This window comes from Shewanella xiamenensis, assembly GCF_024971755.1.
In the GTDB taxonomy this organism is placed as follows: domain Bacteria; phylum Pseudomonadota; class Gammaproteobacteria; order Enterobacterales; family Shewanellaceae; genus Shewanella; species Shewanella xiamenensis.
Genome location: NZ_CP079718.1, coordinates 4618087 through 4638428, shown reverse-complemented (window position 1 = coordinate 4638428; position 20342 = coordinate 4618087). Strand labels below are relative to the sequence as shown.

Here is a 20342-nt window from a genome sequence, read left to right as displayed (position 1 = left end):
ATATCATTATTGAGGTCAAATAGTGCGCTATCCACTTCGCAACTTGTGTGCGCTAGGTCACGCTTTTAGGCAAAAATAAACCTCGCATTTGCGAGGTTTATTTTTTATTGCACTTAATTTTCAGTGTCTTAACGTCTAGTGCTTTAATGTCTAGAGTATTAAGGTTTCGCGCATTGGCTAGGTGAGCCTGTGCCTTTCCAAAGTGTGCTGCTATCGCTCAGTGACAGTGGGATAAAGGTTAAGCCTTGGCTCATATTAGCGGGTGGTAAATCAGTTTCGAGCTCATACATACCCATTGGTACCGTGCCAAGGCTGGCGTTTGCTGTGACTTGCATGGCTGCAAGACTAGAGTAACGCAGTCCTAGCATATCGAAATGGCTGCGCCAATCTTTGCCTGTGAGTTTGCTTAAGGAAACCAACATAAAGTCATTGCCAGGAATATCTCTGACCGTTTTACCACCGTAGACGCTATGGCCATCGAAGGGGAACAAGTCAAAACCGAGTTTACTGCGGTTTGCCTCCCAATCGCTGGCGTTATTAGCGTATTTACCGAAAATACGGCTGTGCTGATACAGCAAGGTAAAGAGATTAAAGCCATTACTTAAGGTTGTGCCATCACTTAGCGTCATGCCATGGGCCTTGAGGGCCATTTGGATATAAAACCCCATGCGATAGCCATTATGTACCGCATAATCATTACTTGCCCAAGGTGCGGTATATCGGTCTTCGCCGATATCTAACACTTTACAGTTAGCGCCAAAGACTACACGTTTGCCACTGGTATCCTTAGTGCCTATGGCATCGGACATAAACACATAAAAGAGATCTTTGTGATTCATATGACCATCATTGATGGTGTTGGTATTACCATCACGCAAATAATGGGTCTTCCATAGCACCACATAGGGGAAGATGTTGTTAGAGTTTTCTCCTGCACGGCTGCCATAACCTGTCCAATTATCGCTATTGGCGGCAGTGGCATATTGCACATTGAGGCGGTTGGTTTGCAGATTATGGCCAAGTTCATGGTTATCTCCCCAACCCGTGGGTGAAATATTCCAAGCGGCATCCCAAGGATTGCCACTGCAACCCGATCCACATTGGGCATTCTGGTCATAGTTAGCGTGTTGGATAATCGTGCGAGTGTGCAGATTAACATCGATACAATCTTGCCCAAACAGTGCCTGACAGCTTGATAGCACCTCGGCGGGTAACGACTCACTTAAGCTTTTACCTTGGATCTTAAGTCCTGCTAAGGTGTAAACACTATTGATATGGTCCTCGACGATGCTTTTGAGCAAGGCGGTAACATCGGGGATCTTACCGCCAATGGCATTCATAAAACGGTCGCGGCGTAAATGCTGTTCAGCGCCATCGGTGCGCAGATCCACATGGGGCAGCTCAGTGTTTTGAATTTTGTCATTGAAGGCCGTGATTTCAGCAGGATTAGAAAAATCCATGATACTTGGGTGCTTAGCCACATTTTTTGCTTGCATATCGACACTGAGCGCGCCTTCGCCGCCACTGATATAGAAATAAATCGGGCCGCCATAGGGGGTTGAAAACTCGATGCTTTGCCCCTTTGCGAGCTTAATTCGTTGCTGTGCTAACTCAAGCGGCGCGCGATAAACCTTTTGTTCATAGGCGCGGTTGGTATTGCGTCTATGATAATTTAGCTTAATTTCGACGTTGGCATTGGTGCTATCCAAACGACTGAGCGTGATGGTTTGTCCCGGTAAGGCGTACCAGCCTGAGCTGGTCCATTGACCCGTATAAGGTACGCTAATGGTTTTGCGCTCTGATACTGTGGCCGGATAAGCGTAGTGAGCATTAGTGCCTTTACTTAGATTGGCTCTGTCGGTGACATATTCCCCTAAATCGGCTTGGGCAAGGTTATGGGCGCGGGCGTAGCTCACTGTCCAATCGGCAAATAGTGCTTGCTGCCATTGGGTGAACTCGCTGTAGGCGATGGGATAATCAATTTCACTACGGTATTTATCGGCGAGCAGTAAACCGGCCTTTATCAGTGGGAAGTTAGTGCGACTAAACACATCAATGCCATTGATATCTAAGGTTTCAGCGCTGCTGCGATACCAGTCGGCACCCGCTTTAAAGGCCTCAACAAAGGCGCTGCTATTACAGCTCAAATAATTGCCTGTGCAGTCATTTAATACCAGCGTGTCAAAGCGCTGCTCCCGCAGATTTGCCAGTAGTTTCTTAACATCTTCAAGGGCTTTATCTTCAGCCAGAATGGTGCTTACACTCAGATTGTCGGCGTTGAGTTTCGACCAATAGTTGCCCGCAGTCGATAGCCCCATTTCAAGGTAAAGGGTAGAGAGCATAGGGCTTTGTTCGCGTCGATAATTTGAGAGTAGCAGGGGAATACCCGCAGTCTTAGCTTTGGCTATCGCCGCTTGAATGCCCGCGTAACCTAGGTTGTCGCGGTCAATATCGCTGATAACGATTAAATCGGGTTTTAAGGTATCGATACAGCTGGCGAGGGCGCTGTAGTCGCAGCTATTGGCGGTATTGATACTGTGAGCATCGGGATAGTACTTGCTTAGCCAGGTGCGGATCCCTTCGTTATGGGGGAAATACCAACTGTCTGCGCTGCTAGGCATTTGGGCCGTGACAATGCTCAGGCCATCCTGTTGATCGCCACCTTTAGTCAACCACGAGATGAGATTTTTCAACAGTATATCTGTCTGCGCAGAAGTGTTGACGCTAAATAAGTTGCCACCCATAGCGGCATAGCGTTGTCCCTGTTGCTCGCCCGCCATCACTAGGCCGCGAACGGCACTGGCGCCACTGCCATCCACATTTGATGGTAGTAGGGTAAAAGTGTTTTCCGGCATAAAGCTCGAAAAGGTAATGGAGTCGTGGGTCGGATGCCAGCTAATGCTGCTACCTACACCTTGATAGAGCTGGGTGATTTGTGCTTTACGCACGGTATCAATTCTGGCCAGTTCAGCAGTGCTGAAGTCAATCAGCTCAATGGCGCTGGCAAGGGTATGATCTTGATGCCGAATGGCATTTTCAGCATTGCTGATAAAGGCTGGAGTAATCGTGCAATCCGCCGACATCGCCGCTGTGGTATAAGTTAACTCGGCTAATGAACCGCCACAGCCACTAATATTTTCTAGTACAAAGCCCGCGTCCGCTTGAACACTAAAGCTGGCTCTTTTGCCCGAATCGACTTTTTGGCTTGCGGGAGTGAGTTTGCCGCCCGCTACCAGACTTGCACTGGCGGTATATTGGGTGATAGTCGGTGGCTGAACGGGTGGTGTGGTGGTGCTCGCATCCTCAGAGCCGCCCCCGCAACCGCCAATCAGTAATGCGATGGCGGTAGATATAAGTCTAATCTCCATAGGGAGTCCTTATTATTTTTGGAATTAACAATTATGCAGCATTGTAGCGGAATAATACGGGCTAAAGTAGATGATATATTAATAAAATTTATATAAATCATTATCTTAAATTTGACGATCGTCAAATTTAAGGCATAAAAATACCGGCATTACGCCGGTATTTTTAGTGGGATTAACCCTTAGCTCTGTTGTTCACGGGCAATGGCGCGATAGCCAATATCGGTACGGAAATACACATCATCCCAATGGATTTCATCAACCAATTGATAAGCGGCTTTTTGTGCTTCGGTCACTGTGTTTCCTAAGGCTGTAGCGCATAACACGCGGCCGCCATTAGTGACTACATGTCCGCCTTTCATTTCAGTACCGGCGTGGAAGACCTTGGCATCGTGATTACCTAGGCTTAGGCCGTCAATCACATCGCCTTTGCGGTAGTCATCAGGGTAACCGCCAGCGGCTAATACGACACCGACTGCGGCGCGCTCGTCGTACTCGGCGGTAACTTTATCCAGCTCGCCGCGGGTTGCTGCTAAACAGAGTTCAACCAGATCTGATTTTAAGCGCATCATAATAGGTTGGGTTTCTGGATCGCCAAAGCGGCAGTTGTATTCCAGTACCTTGGCGCTACCGTCTGGTGCGATCATTAGACCTGCATACAGGAAGCCAGTGTAAACATTGCCTTCAGCCGCCATGCCATCAACTGTTGGGCGGATAACATTAGCAATCGTCCAATCGTGTACGCTTTGGGTTACAACGGGCGCAGGGGAGTAAGCGCCCATGCCGCCAGTGTTTGGACCGTGATCGGCATTATCGCGAGCTTTATGGTCTTGGCTGGTCGCCATGGCAAGGATATTTTTGCCATCGACCATCACGATAAAGCTGGCTTCTTCACCTTTTAAGAACTCTTCGATGACCACGCGTGAGCCGGCATTACCAAACTTGTTGCCCGCGAGCATATCATCAATCGCAGCATCAGCTTCGGCTTGGTCTTGGGCGATAATAACGCCTTTACCTGCGGCTAAACCGTCGGCCTTGATCACTACTGGATAGCCTGTCTTGCCCGTCAGTTCACGCACGAAGGCTTTAGCGTCTTGGATTTCGGTACAGTTTTTATAACCGGCGGTTGGGATATTGTGGCGCGCTAAAAAGTCCTTAGTGAAGGCTTTTGAACCTTCGAGCTGAGCTGCCGCCTTCGTTGGGCCGAAAATAGGTAAACCCGCAGCGTTAAAGGCATCGACCACGCCTAATACCAGTGGCGCTTCCGGGCCAACGATGGTGAGTTCGATCTGATTGGTTTGAGCAAAATCGAGCAGGGTAGGAATGTCAGTTGCACTGATATTTAAGTTTTCAAGCTTTGGCTCGAGGGCTGTGCCCGCGTTACCCGGTGCAACATAAACCAGCTCTACCTGTGGGGATTGTGCCGCTTTCCAAGCTAGGGCATGTTCGCGGCCGCCGCCACCAATAACTAATACTTTCATGTTAAGTCATCCCTTTGAGTTTTAAATTCTTGTGGTTAGATTCTTAGCGCTACAGAGTGCGATAAACGAAACAGCCAGCACATGGCGTGCTGGCTGTAGGTGGCATTAGTGACGGAAGTGGCGCATGCCCGTCATTACCATGGCCATGCCGTGCTCGTCGGCAGCTGCGATGATTTCAGCATCGCGCATTGAGCCACCCGGTTGGATGATACAGCTAATGCCCGCAGCCGCTGCGGCATCGATACCGTCGCGGAATGGGAAGAAGGCATCGGACGCCATCACAGAGTTAACCACTTCTAAGCCTTCATCGGCAGCCTTGATACCCGCAATCTTAGCGCTGTAGACGCGGCTCATTTGGCCGGCACCGACACCGATAGTCATGCCGTCTTTAGCGTAAACAATCGCGTTAGATTTAACAAACTTAGCCACTTTCCAGCAGAACATTAAGTCCTTCAGCTCGCTCTCGGTCGGTTGACGTTTAGTCACGACTTTAATGTCATCTAAACCAACCATGCCTTGGTCGCGGTCTTGCACCAGTAGACCACCGTTTACGCGCTTATAGTCTAAGGTCTTGGTCTTAGTATCCCATTGACCGCACTCTAACAGACGCACGTTGGTTTTCTTGGCCACTACATCGCGGGCGCCTTGGCTCACGACTGGCGCAATAATCACTTCAACGAATTGACGCTCAACGATAGCGCTAGCGGTTGCTGCATCTAACTCGCCGTTGAAGGCGATAATGCCACCAAAGGCTGACGTTGGGTCAGTTTGGTAGGCACGGTTGTAAGCATCGAGTAAGTCTTTACCCAGTGCAACACCACATGGGTTAGCGTGTTTAACGATAACGCAGGCTGGCTCGCTGAACTCTTTCACACACTCAAGGGCGGCATCGGTATCGGCGATATTGTTGTAAGACAGTGCCTTACCTTGCAGTTGAACGGCAGTTGCGACTGAGGCTTCGTCGATCTTAGTGTCAACATAGAAGGCAGCAGTTTGGTGGCTGTTTTCACCGTAACGCAGATCTTGCTTCTTCACTAATTGGGTGTTGAAGGTGCGTGGGAACTTTGAGTCTTCGAAGCACTCATCAGTGCTATGCGCTGGAACCATAGTGCCGAAGTAGTTGGCGATCATGCCATCGTAACCCGCAGTGTGTTCGAAGGCGGCAATCGCTAAATCGAAACGGGTTGCGTGAGTCGTGCTGCCATTGTTGGCGGCCATTTCGGCTAATACGCGATTATAGTCGGCCGCATTTACCACGATAGTCACGTCTTTATGGTTTTTCGCCGCAGCGCGCACCATAGTCGGGCCACCGATGTCGATGTTTTCAATCGCATCATCTAAGGTGCAACCGGCTTTAGCAACGGTATCGGCAAAAGGGTAGAGGTTAACCGCAACCAGATCGATTGCATTGATATTGTTGGCAGCCATGACATTTTCATCAAGACCGCGACGCGCCAAAATGCCGCCATGCACTTTAGGATGCAGGGTCTTAACGCGACCATCCATGATCTCAGGGTGTCCTGTATAGTCAGATACTTCGATAACAGGCACGCCGTTATCCGCCAACAAGCGAGCGGTGCCGCCCGTTGACAGCAGTTCAACGCCTTGGGCGTGTAATGCTTTGGCGAATTCGAGAATTCCGGTTTTATCTGAAACGCTTAACAGCGCGCGACGAATGGGTCTGGCATTATTTGCAACAGTCATTTGGGTACAGGGTCCAGTTATTTTAGTTTCAAGGATCTTTCGGAAAACAGAACAACTTCAATCGGTTCTGCTTTCCAAAAGCCCCTTGGTCCTACTTATATTTTTTGTCCCAACGTCAGGCGCGCGTATTCTACCGTAAAACGGGATTTACGGGTGTTTTTTCTGCGCGATTTCACAATATTGATATCAGAACAAAGTGGAATGATTTTGGGGTGAAGTGTAAATTTGAAAATAGCCCTTGACCTTGGAGTAGGCTCTAAGGTTTATACTCGCTCCATCATATTGATTGTCAGTGTTGCTTGAGAAGATTCGAGTAAAACTGCAAAGGATTAACTATGTACCGAATTGGTGAGTTAGCCGATTTATGCGAGGTGAAGGCCGATACCCTCAGATTCTATGAGAAACACGGTCTACTTTCGCCTTCGAGCCGTACCGACTCTGGCTATCGGGTCTATACCGATGCCGACGCGGCTAGGCTGCGTTTTATTCTGCGGGCGAAGGCCGTGGGTTTTACCTTGAGTGAAATCAGTGAGCTGTTGTCTATCGATCTTGATAAATCCAATTGGGCCTGTGCCGATGTAAAGGGCATGGTGGACCTGAAGCTGGCGCAGGTACAGGCGAAGATTGCCGAGTTACTGCATTTTCAAACCAGTTTGCAGAGCTTGTCGGATGCCTGCTGCGGCGGGCCTCGTAGCGCCGAACATTGCTCGATTTTAGAGGCGTTAGAGTCGAGTACCGAACGAGTATGCGTTGAGCATGATCATGGTGCAGCCCACAGTGCTACAACCCCAGATAAGTCAGGGAATTAATTATGTTACTGAAGAATTTTATCGATCTGTTTTTAGATTCCGCCCCTTGGCTGCTGCTTGGCTTGATTCTGGCGGGTTTACTTAAAGTATTCGTGCCTATGGCCTGGATGCAAAAGCAGCTCGGCGGACATGGCTTTAAAACTGTGGTCAAGGCAGCGTTATTGGGCGCGCCTTTACCTCTGTGTTCCTGCGGTGTGATCCCCGCTGCCGTGGGGCTGCGCCGCTCTGGGGCATCGAAAGCGGCAACCACCTCCTTTTTAGTCTCCACTCCTGAAACTGGGGTTGACTCAGTAACGGTTTCCTACGTGTTACTCGGCCCTTTTATGGCAATAGTGCGCCCAATTGCGGCGATCACCAGTGCCATTGTTGCGGGCTTACTGGTGGGACGTGATGATGATGGCAAACCTGCGGTTAAGGCCGAGACCCTGTCAGACACGGCTCAGTTAGACAAGACTCAGTCAGACAAGGCATTAGCTAGCGCTGCGCCTGTCGCTTCATGCTGCGCCTCAAAATCCCCGTCGACAGAGACAGTGGTAAAAGCCGAAGCGGTAAAACGCTGCTGCGCCTCGACTAAGGCGCCTGCAATTACGCCGGTCAAATCTTCCTGTTGCGGCAGTGATAACGCGAAAGCGCCATCAACCGAACCGAAAATCAAAATGACACCTATGGCTAAGCCTAGTCTAATGGCAGTTAGTGGCTCAAGTATGGGCACTGTCGGTATGGTTAATGCGGCTAAAGTCAGTGCGGTCAAGGTTGAAAATGCTGGTTCATGCTGTGGCACTCAAACTGCCGCGCCTGAAAAAATAGTCGTAGTGAAGAAGGGCGCTTGTTGTGGTAGCTCAAGCGCGAAAACGGCTGAGAGCCATCAAGCCGAAGGCGAGAGCTGCTGTGCGTCGACTCAGGATATGGCGACTGAGTTGAAGTCTGAATCTGTGATTGCACGTATTGGTATTGGGCTTAAATATGCGGCGACGGATCTGGTGCGTGATACTACCCTCTGGCTGCTGGTGGGTTTATTCTTCGCAGCATTAGTACAAACCTATGTTCCTGCTGACTTTTTGGCTAAGTGGGGCGATGGGTTGCTGGCCATGCTGGTGATGGTGCTAGTGTCTGTGCCTATGTATATCTGCGCAACGGCTTCGACGCCGATTGCCGCGGGCTTGTTACTCGCTGGCGTGTCCCCCGGCGCCGTGCTGGTGTTTATGATGGCAGGTCCTGCAACCAATATCGCTACTTTAGGTGTAGTGACTAAGGAGCTGGGTAAGCGTGCGCTCTATGGCTATCTTGGCGGTGTGTTAGGTGTTGCCTTAATAGCTGGTGCCTTAGTGAACTATCTAGTGGCGAACTTTGGCTTTGAGGTAATGCCACAGATTGGTCATGAACACCAAATGCTACCAAGTTGGTTAGTGGCCACCTCGGGCATAGTACTGGCGTTGTTGATGGCGAAAGTGGTGTTTGAGAAGATCCCAAGAAGCTGGTTACGCCGCAGCGATTGCTGTTCATAGCGCTAACGCTAAATAAAAATCCCCAGCAATGACTGGGGATTTTTATGGTAAAGCCTAATGCGTATCGCTAGTGGCAAATAGCTTACTTGCGATGCTTAGTCGTTTGTTAGTTCGACTTCTTAGCATCGATAAAGGGCAGAGTGCCCGTTGGTAAGACTGTGGTTGGTAGTTTTCCATCCCATTTCTCGGCCTTGGTCAGTTCGACAAGGTTTTGATTTTGTGCCAGAGCCTCGGCGCGGCTCTTAATCGCAGAGGCTTCAGCATCCCCTTTAATCCTAATACTTTCGGCCTCAGCCTTCGCGCGGGCGAGTTGTGAGTCTGCTTCCGCTTGCGCTTGGGTCACGGCGATTTGGGCGCTGACTCTTTCTTTCTCTAGGTTTTGCAGTTGGGTCTGTACTTCAACCTCTGCGCGCATCCTGTCTTCAACAGATTTCTCATAAGCGTTGGAGAAATCGATATTTTCAATCTGTACCGAGGTGATCTCGATTGGCCCTTTCACCGATTGGGTGATGGCATTGGTCACATCGATACCAAATTTGATCCGCTCCTGTACTACTGAAATTGCGGTGTATTTACCAAAAATGTTTTCAACTTGCGTTGGCACTTGGCGGTCGAGTAAGCGCGCCACCATGGCATCGATACTTTTGAAGTTGGCATAGACTTCTTCGACCCGATCCGGCGGTACGCTAAAGGTGACTGAAGCGTTAAGTGTCGCGGGTTGTTGGTCACGGCTATAGGCTTGTAGTGAACTGTAGCTAGTCGTGTGGGTTTGGGTTGAGATTTTTACTACGGTGTCAAACATGGGCAGTTTAAACCCAAGTCCCGGCTCTGCTGTACCAATGATCTTACCGTTACGTAGAATCACCCCGCGTTCACCTTGGTCAACCGTGTACCAACTACCAAAGAGTGAGATAAAGAGGATCAGTAAAATCACTAAAGGAATGATTTTAGACAGGCCAAAGGAACTTGGCAGGTTGAGTTCATTTTTTATCATTTAGCTTCCTTTGCTAGGGTCGTCGAGATGGGGTTGGAGTGAGCGCGGATCGTGTTGATGATTATTTATATCGAGACGAAACGGTTGCTGCAAAATGTATCTTAATGGTTAACGGCTGGCAACAATCGGGTATCTAGCTTATCAATATGTGACAGTAATATCACAACTCATCCTTACACTGTAAATCTTATTGCGAATTATTCTCACCATGGCTAGAGTCCTGAGATTCAAATTCTTCCATTGCTTTCATGCGTTTATCTTTTTATAGGATATACACCGAGCATAGGCAAATGGACTCGAATGCTAACGCTTTGTGGTGAGAGGAAAACATCCCGTGTTGCAACTTATATCTGTGTTAGCGACGCTGTTGGCCTGCTTGTTATTTTATGTGACGAATAAGCAGCAAAAACTATTTGCAAGCTCCCTTCCTAAGCGGCCTTGGCGGTTACTCGCCTATGCTTTTGCCTTTGCCAGTTTACTCGGTTGGCTCAGTCTCTTTACCCTTAGCGCCGCGATTTTTATTTGGTTAGCCCTGTTGATGTTATTGACGGGGTTAGTGCCTTTTGTCTCACTTTTGGGGCGTAAATAACTCATGGCACGTTTAGCTGAACAGGACAAATTACAACCTGACTGGTGGACTAAATCACTGGCGGGATTGATTTTAGGATTTACCTTAGCGCTTGGATTGGTGGGGTTATTTGCCTGGTTTGGCCCAGGCGGTATCGATGCCGATACTAAAGTGCAGTTCAACATGTGGCTGATAACGCCTATCTGGTTATTGATCTTAAGTTTTAGCTTTCTGTTTAAAACCGGACTCAGGGCAATCGGCTACTTGGGCCTATTTAACATTTTGACTTATATAGTGTTATATACCTTTAGGTGACAAGGATGAAAGTTCGCAGTGATGTGTTACGGGTGTATCAGTCTATCCATATTTGGACTGGTATCATCGCCGGAATCGTATTGTTTATCGGCTTTTATGCTGGTTCGCTCACCATGTTTAAGGGGGCGATTGACGCTTGGTCAATGCCGCCAGCCCTAACTTTGCCTCAAGTGCCCGCTGACAAACTGGATGATTTAGTCGCGCAAGTGTTAGCGCAGGATGATAAGGCCAAAACCGGTTTTAGTTTGCACTTAAATGATGAACATCAATCGCCGATGACCTGGTATCAGCAGGGCTCTGAGCGTGAACTCAGCATGAGTCACCAGCTTTGGCATGCCAGCCTTGATGACAATGGGCAGCTACTGACACAGTTAAGTATGCCCAGTGAGTTGGCTGAGCTGATTGACCAATTACATCGCACCGCAGGGATTGCCGGCGAAGTCGGTCACGATCAGGCAGGTGTCTATGTGTTGGGGGTAGCCGCCGTTTTATACTTTTTGGCGCTGGTTTCTGGGGTGATATTTTTATTGCCCACCTTAACCAAAAGCTTTTTCGCGCTGCGTAAAGATAAGGGCGAGAGTCGTTTTTGGCTCGATGCCCATAATTTAGTCGGTATTACCAGTCTGCCATTTCATTTAGTGATTAGCCTTACCGTAATAGTGTTTGCCTTCCATGATCAGCTTTACGATGGGCTTAAGCAGGTGGTTTATGGTGAAAAACCGCTGTTTGTCCAGCCCGCGCCTGACAGAACGCCCTATACACTTGCCGATTTGCCAAAGGTCACCACTGTGTTAGCAAAGGTGCAGCAAATCGCCCCCGATTATCAAGTGAATGAAATGACCTTTATGAACTTGGATAATCCCCGTGCAACCTTGCGCCTAGGCTTATATAACCCCAATGGTTTTATGCGTGGGCCTGTCACTGATTATTTATATCTGCATCCCTATAGCCTCAAGGTATCCAATAGCACGATTGACCAAAGTGATAAGGGGATTTGGGCCAGAACCGTTGCGGTATTCTTTGGATTACACTTTGGCAGTTATGGGGGCGATCTCGGGCGCTGGGTGTATTTCTTCTTAGGTTTGAGCGGCGCTTTTTTATTTTACAGTGGCAACTTGCTGTGGCTGGAAAAACGCCGTAAAAAGCAGGCCAGTGAACAAACCCGTGCTTGCCGTTTAATGGCCAGTGCCACAGTGGGGATTTGCTTAGGCTCCGTTGCCGCCTTAACGATAAGTATGTTGCTGGGTAAATGGTTTTACGCGCATGTGAGTAATATTAACCACGTCTATTTGTGGCTGTATTATCTGGTGTTTGGCTTGCTGGTGATTTACGCCTTTTGGCGTGGTGCAGCCAAGGCGGCGCTGCTGATTTTGCCTTTGTGCGGCTTGGCTACATTGGCGATGCCAATCACGTCTTTAGTTGCGTTAATCGTGCCAAGTTTAGGTTTATGGGCGCCTTATTCTGCGGCAACGTTAGGCGTCGATCTGGTGGCGTTAGCCTTTAGTGGAGTGTTCTTTTATGGTTACAGACTTACTCGCTATCGGGTGCTTAATGGGCCGCAGGACAGTATCTGGGCCATTCCCGCCACAGTGCCCGTGGCAGAATTAACCCAGCAAACATCGTAATAGCAATGGGCGCCGTTATCGGCGCCCATTGTTATTCACAGGGGGGGAGAGACTTAACATTAACGGCTCTGGACTAAGCCTTCGCTGTGGGTAGGCGAGCTTTACTTCGGGCCAGTAAGTGCGCACTGAGGTAGCAAGCCGTGACTAAAAAACTTGCGGCTAAATACAGTGGTAAGCCATGTTCTACATCATCGAAACGACTGGCGGCAACCGGACCAATAACCGAACCCACAGAATAGCTGAGCAACATAATCTGAGTGGCGGACACGATTTGGCTGCTGGGTAAATGATCGCACGCCAGACTGATGGCGATGGGATAGAGAGCAAAGGCGCAGGCGCCGAGTAACACAAAACCCAACCATAATCCCACAAGCGATGTTTGCATCAGTAACAACAGCGCCGCGGCACCCACTAAGCAAAAGGCGGTCATCAACACACTCTTTTGAATGCGGGGAGATAAATAGCTGACTAAGGGCTGGACTATCATGCCGCCCAAGATAATTAGCGCCATAAATTGCCCGGTTTGCTGGGCAAAACCCATGTCTCGCGACACATACACAGGCAATAAGCCGTAGATGGGACCTAGTAATAATCCCGAGACTAAACAACCGACCACGGCGGGTTTACTTAAGGTTTTTAGGTCGGAAAGGGCAATAGCGTGTTGTTCACTGGACTGTGGTTGGCCACGTTTAACCAACAGTGCAGGTAAACTGGCGGCGGCCAGCAAACCTATTACCACCAAGTAGGGTAAATTACCCGTGGTACCTAAATAATCTACGGCGAGTTGCCCAATGGCGGTGCCACCGTAGAGGGCGGTCATATATAAACCTAAACGTTTTGCCCGTTGTTTTTGGGTATCGGCCATCAGTAACCAGGATTCAACTACCACAAAAATCCCCGCCACGGCGATGCCGGCAATCAAGCGTGCTGCTAACCAAACACTGCTCTGTGGCAGCAAAACCATCACCACAACGCTGCACAGTAAGATATTTAAGAACAAAATAAAGGCCTTACTGTGCCCTATGCGGCTGACAATCGGTGCAATACAAGGTGCGCCCAGTAATAAGCCAAGGTAGAAAATACTCGCCAGCCAAGGAGCAAGATCAAGGCTCAAATCAAAGTAAGTGAGTGAGAGTGGGATCAAACTCATCAAGTAGCCTGACGCTAAAGCAAATAGACTAAGTCCTGCCACTGGAACAAAAAGCCCTGGCTTTTGATTGGGTTGAGCTAACAGCGTATTTTCCACAAGCGGTACCAAAACAGGTAAAAAAATAAACAGAAGGCACGATTACGGTCGCGACTCTAGGCTGGATTGCTGACGGGGTAAAGTGAGTTAGATTGACTGAGATGGTGAATAATATTTGTGTTTATTATTCATATAGATATTGAAGTTTAAATGTTATTGGTTTGGGTGAAAAAGCAACATTCAACGCGTTGTTTGGTGATCACTTACTTATCAGAACGAACAAAATCTAATCTCGAAATATTAACACGCTCTAGTGCTCATAAGCTTTGTTATTAGCGATGAAAAGTCAGTGGGATGATTATCTGGATGTTATGCAATTAATTAGCATTTTATATTGTTAAAAATTAATATTAAATTAAGGCTTTTATCACTTTGAATTACGCTGTGATTTGATCTTTGTCACAGTTTTAAATATTTATTTAGTTACAGCTTTATCAAGCTTTTGCAGTATTTTTATCCGTTTGAAAGTTTTGTTCATCACTTAAGATCAAAAATAGGTGGTTTTTATCGCGAAAATGGGTTTTTTGCGTTTTAAGTCTTAGCATTTTGTTGTTGCTATGTAGCTAAAGTACAAAATAAACTGCTTTTACTAGTGTGACCTATGCCCTAAATTTGCTAGAAAAAATAATGGTATGAAGGTAGTAGTCACCATGTCCTTAACGCAATCAACGTCGGTTCCTCCTAATCATTCGCCCGCCAATACTGGGCTTGAAAAGAAAAATATGCTGGTCTTAATGGCGGATATTGTGCTGCTATTTGCACTGTATTACGGATTACCCTTTGAGCAGGGAGTGAATACGGGGCTTGCGATTTTAGTCTTTGCAGCCATTCTGTGGTTAACCGAAGCGATTCATATCAGTATTACTGCGATTTTAGTGCCTATTTTGGCGGTATTCTTTGGGGTATTTGAAACCAAAGAGGCCATGAGTAACTTTGCCAATCCAATTATCTATCTGTTTTTCGGTGGTTTTGTGCTTGCAGCTGCATTGCACAATCAAAAGATTGATACCTTAATCGCGCAAAAATTACTGCTGGCCTCTAAAGGCAAGCTGAGTATTGCCTGCTTAATGTTGTTTGGGGTAACTGCGCTGCTGTCGATGTGGATCAGTAATACCGCAACCACGGCTATGATGCTGCCACTGGCACTGGGAATTTTGCAGCAATTAGATCGTAAAACCTATCACAGTACCTATGTGTTCCTATTATTGGGGATTGCCTATTCCGCTAATATCGGCGGCATTGGCACTTTAGTGGGCAGTCCGCCCAATGCGATTGCCGCAGCGCAGGTGGGGTTAAGTTTTAGCGATTGGCTAAAATTTGGCATTCCAACCGTGATCTTAATGCTCCCTATGATGCTCATTGCGCTCTATTGGTACTTTAAGCCAGACTTGTCGGCTAAATGCGAGCTTGCACTTGAAGATCAAAAGCTCACGTTCCAAGGAAAACTGACGCTGGTTATTTTCCTTGCGACCGTATGTTGCTGGATTTTCAGTGTGCCGTTGGCAAAAGCACTTGGCGGAATAACTCAGTTTGATACCGTCGTTGCACTCGGTGCTGTGGTATTACTGGCGGGGCTCGGTTTAGTTGGTTGGAAGAAGATTGAATCGACCACTGACTGGGGCGTATTGATTTTATTCGGTGGCGGTTTGACCTTGAGTGCCGTGCTCAAAACTACCGGTACCAGTGTGTTCCTCGCGCACTGGATGACGGATATTTTTGGCAGCACCCACATGTCGCTGTTTGTGTTTGCGGTGATCGCCTTTGTGGTAATGCTAACCGAATTTGCCAGTAATACCGCGAGTGCGGCGCTGTTAGTGCCTGTATTTGCGGCCATTGCCGAAGCATTGGGGGTATCCCCCGTCATGCTATCCGTGCTAATTGGTATTGCCGCATCCTGCGCCTTTATGTTGCCAGTGGCGACGCCGCCTAACGCCATTGTTTATGGCTCTGGCCATATCAAGCAGTCGGAAATGGTGCGAGTGGGCATGATAGTTAACTTCCTCAGCATGATAGTGCTAGGCATTATTGCCCACACCTTCTGGGAAGTGTAATCGCCTCTGATTCATCCAAATAAAAATACCCAGCTTAGCTGGGTATTTTTATGGGCGAAGGACACATTAACTATAACGTTTTAACCATTGATCGAACGCTGGCTTAGGTAAGGCACCAGCTTGCTGCGCGAGGAGTTGTCCCTGCTTGAAAATCATTAAGGTGGGAATGGAGCGAATATTAAATTGAGCCGCAAGGGCTTGTTGTTCTTCAGTATTGATTTTACCGAAGCGGAATCTTGGCTCCCATACTTTTGCGGCCTCAGAAAAAATAGGCGCAAAACTCTTACAGGGACCGCACCAGCTGGCCCAAAAATCAACAACTAAGGGCAACTCTGATTTATGGGCATGATTGATAAAATTGGCACTTGTGAGTTCAATCGGAGCCGCCGCAAACAGATTCTGTTTGCATTTGCCGCAGGTCGGCTGCTCAGTTAACCGCTCTTGGGGCACGCGGTTTAAGGTGTCACAGTGGGGGCAAGCGATAATCATAATCTGGCTCCTAAGCTCGGGGATGATCTAGATATGGGGTTGAATAAGTGGAATTTAAAGGAGGATAGGATCAAGCAAGATTGGTATAAGCCACAAAATCCCCACGGCACGCCGACAAGTAGGAGTGCCGATGTTAGAATAGACACTTTGATAAATCACTGTGTTAAGTGAAGAGTAAGAGATTAATTAAATGACTGAATTAGAAATAATCGATCTGGTTGTCGGTGATGGAAAAGAGGCCGTAAAAGGCGCGTTGATCACTACCCAATACCGCGGTTTTTTGCAAGATGGTACGCAGTTCGATTCCTCCTATGACCGTGGTCAGGCATTTCAATGTGTGATTGGGACTGGCCGAGTGATTAAAGGTTGGGACCAAGGGATTATGGGGATGAAAGTGGGCGGCAAACGCAAGTTATTGGTGCCAGCTCATTTAGCCTACGGCGAGCGCCAAGTTGGGGCTCATATCAAACCCAATTCTGATCTTACTTTTGAAATCGAATTGCTTGAAGTGCTGACTCGCGACTAAGTATGACAAGATAGTAAAAGTCTGTGTAAGCTCGATAGGGCGAGTATGACCTAGGGTCTTCTCGTCCTCCTCACTATGTCACTTCGGCATTGTTTGTTTTACACTGGACGAGGTTTCCCCACGTTAAGGAAAGAGATTTTTCTGTGGCATCGGATACGGCAGCAGAACAGATTAAGCAACTTCAGGCCGAAATTGCACAGCTTAAACGTGAAAACGCTCAATTAACGGCGTTGAATCGTCGTGCCGAAGAGAAACTATTTGCCGCCCTTGATGGCAATGGTTTGTGCTTATGGGAACAGCATATTCCAAGTGGGAATTTAACCATTTTCAATATGCGCTGGGGCGAAATGCTCGGTTTTAGCCCCGATGAGTTAGCAGCCCATGTTGATATCTGGAAAAGCAAATTACACCCAGAAGATAAAGACTGGGTAATCAAAGCCTTTGAAGATCATGTGAATGGTAAGGCCGATTATTACCAGGCCGTGCACCGAATGCTGCATAAAGATGGCAGCGTTACTTGGGTGTCGGATCGTGGCCGCATTGTAGAACGTTTACTTGATGGTACACCGCTGCGGATGATGGGCAGCCATATCGATATCACCCAAGAAAAGCGTTATGAACTCGATTTAGCGCTACTCGCCCATAGCGACCCACTTACCAACCTGATGAATCGCCAAGCTATAGCCAAGGCCTTCGATGAGTGCTTGCAGCCCGGCATGAGTGGTGCGTTATTTTTTATCGATCTTGATGGTTTTAAAGCCTTAAATGACCGTTACGGCCATAAATTTGGCGACAATTTGTTAGTGCACGTTGCAGATTCTTTGGTCGCTCATTCGGGGGAGCAAGCGAAGATCGCACGGTTAGGTGGTGATGAGTTTGTGATCATACTGCCATCCACCGAAATTGAATCATTAAGCATGCTTGCACAATCCTTGCTTGATGTTTATCGACAGGTTTTTTTACTTGAAGGTCATGAAGTGGCGATTGGACTGAGCATCGGCATTGATATTTTTAGTGATGGTGATAGTTTTGCTGAAAGTTGCGAACGTGCAGACGCCGCCATGTATCGCATTAAACATCAAGGGAAAAACGGCTACAGCTTCTCTCGTTAAGAGCATTATTGAGCGCTAATGGGCAGCATCGCGCCTTGCTTGCGCGCCTCTATAAAGTGATATTTCACTGCTCACAACTCCATACCTCAACAGCGGCATCTTGCTTATTTGGAGGGCCAAGCCAATGACTCATGGCTTGGCATTGCACTTTACCAGTGGCGTTGGCGAAACACAGCTCAAAATCTCCCGCTTCGGGGATGCGACCTAAGCGTAATTTGGGCAGCACGGGCAGCTTAGGCTGATAATGCCAACTTCCATTGTTAAACACCGCATCATCAGGGATTTCCATACCCGCACCTGTGCCTTTCACTCTGGCTTCAACTAACACTAAGCCTTGCGGTGTGAGCTGATAATCTTCTTCCCAGCGGATTTTTTCGATGCTGTGGTTCCACGCGAGGGTGAACTGCTCTGTGGGCACCTGTGCCCACAGTGTGCCAGCTAGGCCTAAACATAGACCTAGCATGTTATTGCCTTACCTTCGCATAAAATTCCAAAACATTACCCCTGCTCGGCAAGACGTTTCAGTTTGCGGGCTCTGAGGCTGTGCTGCACGATAAACAGTAGCGCCAGTCCAAAGCCAATTTCATCACTGAGCGGGGTGGCAAGGATCAAACTGGCTCCAGCGAGGAAGCCGATAACCCGTTCCCACCAATAGAGTTTTTGCAGCAGGTAGCCGGTAAAGACCACTCCCCAAATCCCAATCGCGACAGTGACTTTGATCAGCACATAAATAGTGGCTAACCAGCTATCGCTTTGCAGCATTAGTGCGGGGTCATAAACCGCCATAAAGGGGATCACAAAGCCTGCGATAGCAATACGAATCGCCCACAAACTGATCTTAAGCCCCGACTCCTTTGCAATCGGCGCGGCCGCAAAACAGGCTAAGGCAACGGGTGGCGTTAAGTCAGCCATAATTCCAAAGTAAAACACAAACATATGGGAGACGATCAGCGGCACGCCTAAATCCAGTAACGCCGGTGCGGCAATTGAGCTGGTAATAATATAGTTAGGGATGGTGGGTATTCCCATGCCTAATACCAGACAAGTGAGCATGGTTAATACTAAGGATAAGAACAGGTTATCCTGCCCGACAGCGAGAATATAGCTGGCAAAAGTGGAGGCTATTCCCGTGAGCGAGACAATACCGATGATCACTCCCACTAAGGCGCACGCAATCCCAACTGGTACGGCATGGCGCGCACCTTCGACTAATGCATGTAAGCAAATGGTCAGAGTATCTTTACCGCCCTTGATAAACCAACAGATGGCCACGAGTATGGCAATGACTCCAAATACCACGCCAATCCCCATCTGGAAGAAGCCCGCGCACAGCACGCCAAGGGCAATCCAAAAGGCAAAACGCAGGGCATTAGAAGGCAGGCGCAGCACAATGGCTGAGCCTAAGATCACTATTGAGGTCAGCGCTAAACCGACCATGCCCGAGAACAGCGGTGTTCTGCCAGAAAACAGTAAATAAACCAAAATAAACAACGGAATAAGCAGATACCAACGCGCTTTAACCGCCGCCCAAGGATCGGGACACTGATCTTTGGGCAAGCCACAAAGATTGGCGCGTTTGGCTTCTAAATGCACCATCCAAAAAACGGAGCAAAAATACAGTAACGCTGGCAGTAAGGCCGCTTTGGCTATTTCAATAAACGGCACGTTAATGGTTTCGGCCATGATAAAGGCAACTGCGCCCATAATCGGCGGCATGATTTGGCTACCCATACTGGAGGTGGCTTCAACACCACCGGCAAAGGCGGGACGGTAACCAAAGCGTTTCATCAGTGGAATGGTAAATTGTCCAGTGGTCACCACGTTGGCGACGCCCGATCCTGTGATTGTCCCCATCATCGCCGAGGAAACCACGGCGACTTTGGCCGGGCCACCCAGTTTATGGCCGAATAAGCCCATCGCAAAATCGGTAAACAAACGGATCATGCCTGCTTGTTCTAAAAAGGCACCAAACAAAATAAACAGGAAGATATAAGTGGCCGACACATAAGTTGGAGTGCCATAAAACCCCTCGGTGCCATAGGATAACTGGTTGATTATTTGATCAACGCCATAGCCGCGGTGCATTAAGTCGCCGGGGAGGTATTGGCCGAATAAGCCATAGGCTAAGAAAATACAGCAAATGATTGGTAATGCCCAACCCATCACCCGCCGCGCGGCCTCAAACACTAATACAATCAAAATAATACCCATGACCATATCGGCATCGGTTAATTCACCCGAACGTTGGATCAGATCGGCCTCAAAAATCCATTGATAGGCGGCCGTTGCCATGCCCGCAAGGCCAAGCAGCCAAGCTAAGGGTTGCCAAGGGCGAGACTTGCCCACGGCGGGATAACTTAAAAAAACCACTAAAAGTAAAAAACCAACGTGGGTTGCCCGCAGCACTTGAGTCGATACGGGGTGAAATGCGGCGGTAATGATTTGAAAAATCGAGAAAATAAGTGCCGTATAAAACAGCGCTTTGGGCCAGTCACTGGTGCTTGCACCTAGGCCTTGTTCGGAATCGCTCATATTTATGCCTCACAGCATTA

Annotated in this window: 16 protein-coding genes; 8 read left to right on the top strand and 8 right to left on the bottom strand. The window is 48.2% G+C overall.

Translation table 11 applies throughout. The features are described from left to right. Positions 1–158: 158 nt before the first annotated feature. The 3 genes from KXJ80_RS21465 to purH all read right to left on the bottom strand — a co-directional run bounded on the left by KXJ80_RS21465 (position 159) and on the right by purH (position 6550). Positions 159–3368 carry an ImpA family metalloprotease gene (locus tag KXJ80_RS21465; RefSeq protein ID WP_218737559.1) on the bottom strand — a complete coding sequence of 1070 codons (3210 nt, stop codon included), beginning with the start codon at positions 3366–3368 and terminating at the stop codon, positions 159–161. 179 nt (positions 3369–3547) lie between these two features. Next, positions 3548–4846 carry a phosphoribosylamine--glycine ligase gene (gene purD, locus KXJ80_RS21460; protein ID WP_218737558.1) on the bottom strand — a complete coding sequence of 433 codons (1299 nt, stop codon included), beginning with the start codon at positions 4844–4846 and terminating at the stop codon, positions 3548–3550. A gap of 105 nt (positions 4847–4951) precedes the next feature. Next, positions 4952–6550: a bifunctional phosphoribosylaminoimidazolecarboxamide formyltransferase/IMP cyclohydrolase gene (gene purH / locus KXJ80_RS21455; protein ID WP_218737557.1), complete on the bottom strand. Its 1599-nt coding sequence runs from the start codon at positions 6548–6550 to the stop codon at positions 4952–4954. Between the two features lie 335 nt (positions 6551–6885). Here purH and zntR point away from each other — a divergent pair, with 335 nt between their 5' ends. Then, the gene (gene zntR, locus KXJ80_RS21450; RefSeq protein WP_218737556.1) at positions 6886–7359 is read left to right on the top strand and encodes a Zn(2+)-responsive transcriptional regulator; all 474 of its coding nucleotides are present in this window, start codon (positions 6886–6888) and stop codon (positions 7357–7359) included. A gap of 2 nt (positions 7360–7361) precedes the next feature. Beyond that, entirely contained in the window at positions 7362–8864 is a 1503-nt protein-coding gene (locus KXJ80_RS21445) for a permease (protein WP_218737555.1), read from the top strand. Positions 8865–8970: 106 nt separating this feature from the next. On the opposite strand, the gene KXJ80_RS21440 is transcribed toward KXJ80_RS21445, so the two are convergent. Next, complete coding sequence (locus KXJ80_RS21440; protein WP_037413580.1) at positions 8971–9858, bottom strand: prohibitin family protein; 888 nt, start codon at positions 9856–9858, stop codon at positions 8971–8973. A 334-nt stretch (positions 9859–10192) separates the two neighbouring features. Between KXJ80_RS21440 and KXJ80_RS21435 the strand changes: the two genes are divergently transcribed. The 3 genes from KXJ80_RS21435 to KXJ80_RS21425 are packed head-to-tail and all read left to right on the top strand — an operon-like array spanning position 10193 to position 12366. After that, on the top strand, positions 10193–10447 hold the full coding sequence (locus tag KXJ80_RS21435; protein WP_037413578.1) for a hypothetical protein: 255 nt from the start codon (positions 10193–10195) through the stop codon (positions 10445–10447). A 3-nt stretch (positions 10448–10450) separates the two neighbouring features. Beyond that, positions 10451–10741, top strand: a complete 291-nt coding sequence (locus KXJ80_RS21430; RefSeq protein WP_037427379.1) for a hypothetical protein — start codon at positions 10451–10453, stop codon at positions 10739–10741. Positions 10742–10746: 5 nt separating this feature from the next. Beyond that, positions 10747–12366 carry a PepSY-associated TM helix domain-containing protein gene (locus KXJ80_RS21425; protein ID WP_218737554.1) on the top strand — a complete coding sequence of 540 codons (1620 nt, stop codon included), beginning with the start codon at positions 10747–10749 and terminating at the stop codon, positions 12364–12366. A 73-nt stretch (positions 12367–12439) separates the two neighbouring features. Here the strand turns inward: KXJ80_RS21425 and KXJ80_RS21420 are convergent, their stop codons facing one another. Further along, positions 12440–13612: an MFS transporter gene (locus KXJ80_RS21420; protein WP_172589277.1), complete on the bottom strand. Its 1173-nt coding sequence runs from the start codon at positions 13610–13612 to the stop codon at positions 12440–12442. 650 nt (positions 13613–14262) lie between these two features. Here KXJ80_RS21420 and KXJ80_RS21415 point away from each other — a divergent pair. Next, the gene (locus KXJ80_RS21415) at positions 14263–15663 is read left to right on the top strand and encodes a DASS family sodium-coupled anion symporter (RefSeq protein WP_037413570.1); all 1401 of its coding nucleotides are present in this window, start codon (positions 14263–14265) and stop codon (positions 15661–15663) included. A 66-nt stretch (positions 15664–15729) separates the two neighbouring features. On the opposite strand, the gene trxC is transcribed toward KXJ80_RS21415, so the two are convergent. After that, entirely contained in the window at positions 15730–16152 is a 423-nt protein-coding gene (gene trxC / locus KXJ80_RS21410; protein WP_037413568.1) for a thioredoxin TrxC, read from the bottom strand. Between the two features lie 190 nt (positions 16153–16342). Between trxC and KXJ80_RS21405 the strand changes: the two genes are divergently transcribed. Next, complete coding sequence (locus KXJ80_RS21405) at positions 16343–16678, top strand: FKBP-type peptidyl-prolyl cis-trans isomerase (protein ID WP_011070807.1); 336 nt, start codon at positions 16343–16345, stop codon at positions 16676–16678. Positions 16679–16821: 143 nt separating this feature from the next. Next, a complete protein-coding gene (locus KXJ80_RS21400) occupies positions 16822–17790 on the top strand; it encodes a sensor domain-containing diguanylate cyclase (RefSeq protein ID WP_218737553.1) in 969 nt (322 codons plus the stop codon). A gap of 64 nt (positions 17791–17854) precedes the next feature. Here the strand turns inward: KXJ80_RS21400 and KXJ80_RS21395 are convergent, their stop codons facing one another. Together KXJ80_RS21395 and KXJ80_RS21390 are read right to left on the bottom strand one after the other, a co-directional pair. Further along, a complete protein-coding gene (locus KXJ80_RS21395) occupies positions 17855–18253 on the bottom strand; it encodes a DUF1850 domain-containing protein (protein ID WP_047535123.1) in 399 nt (132 codons plus the stop codon). Between the two features lie 35 nt (positions 18254–18288). Continuing rightward, positions 18289–20322: a TRAP transporter permease gene (locus KXJ80_RS21390; RefSeq protein ID WP_218737552.1), complete on the bottom strand. Its 2034-nt coding sequence runs from the start codon at positions 20320–20322 to the stop codon at positions 18289–18291. Positions 20323–20342: the final 20 nt, after the last annotated feature.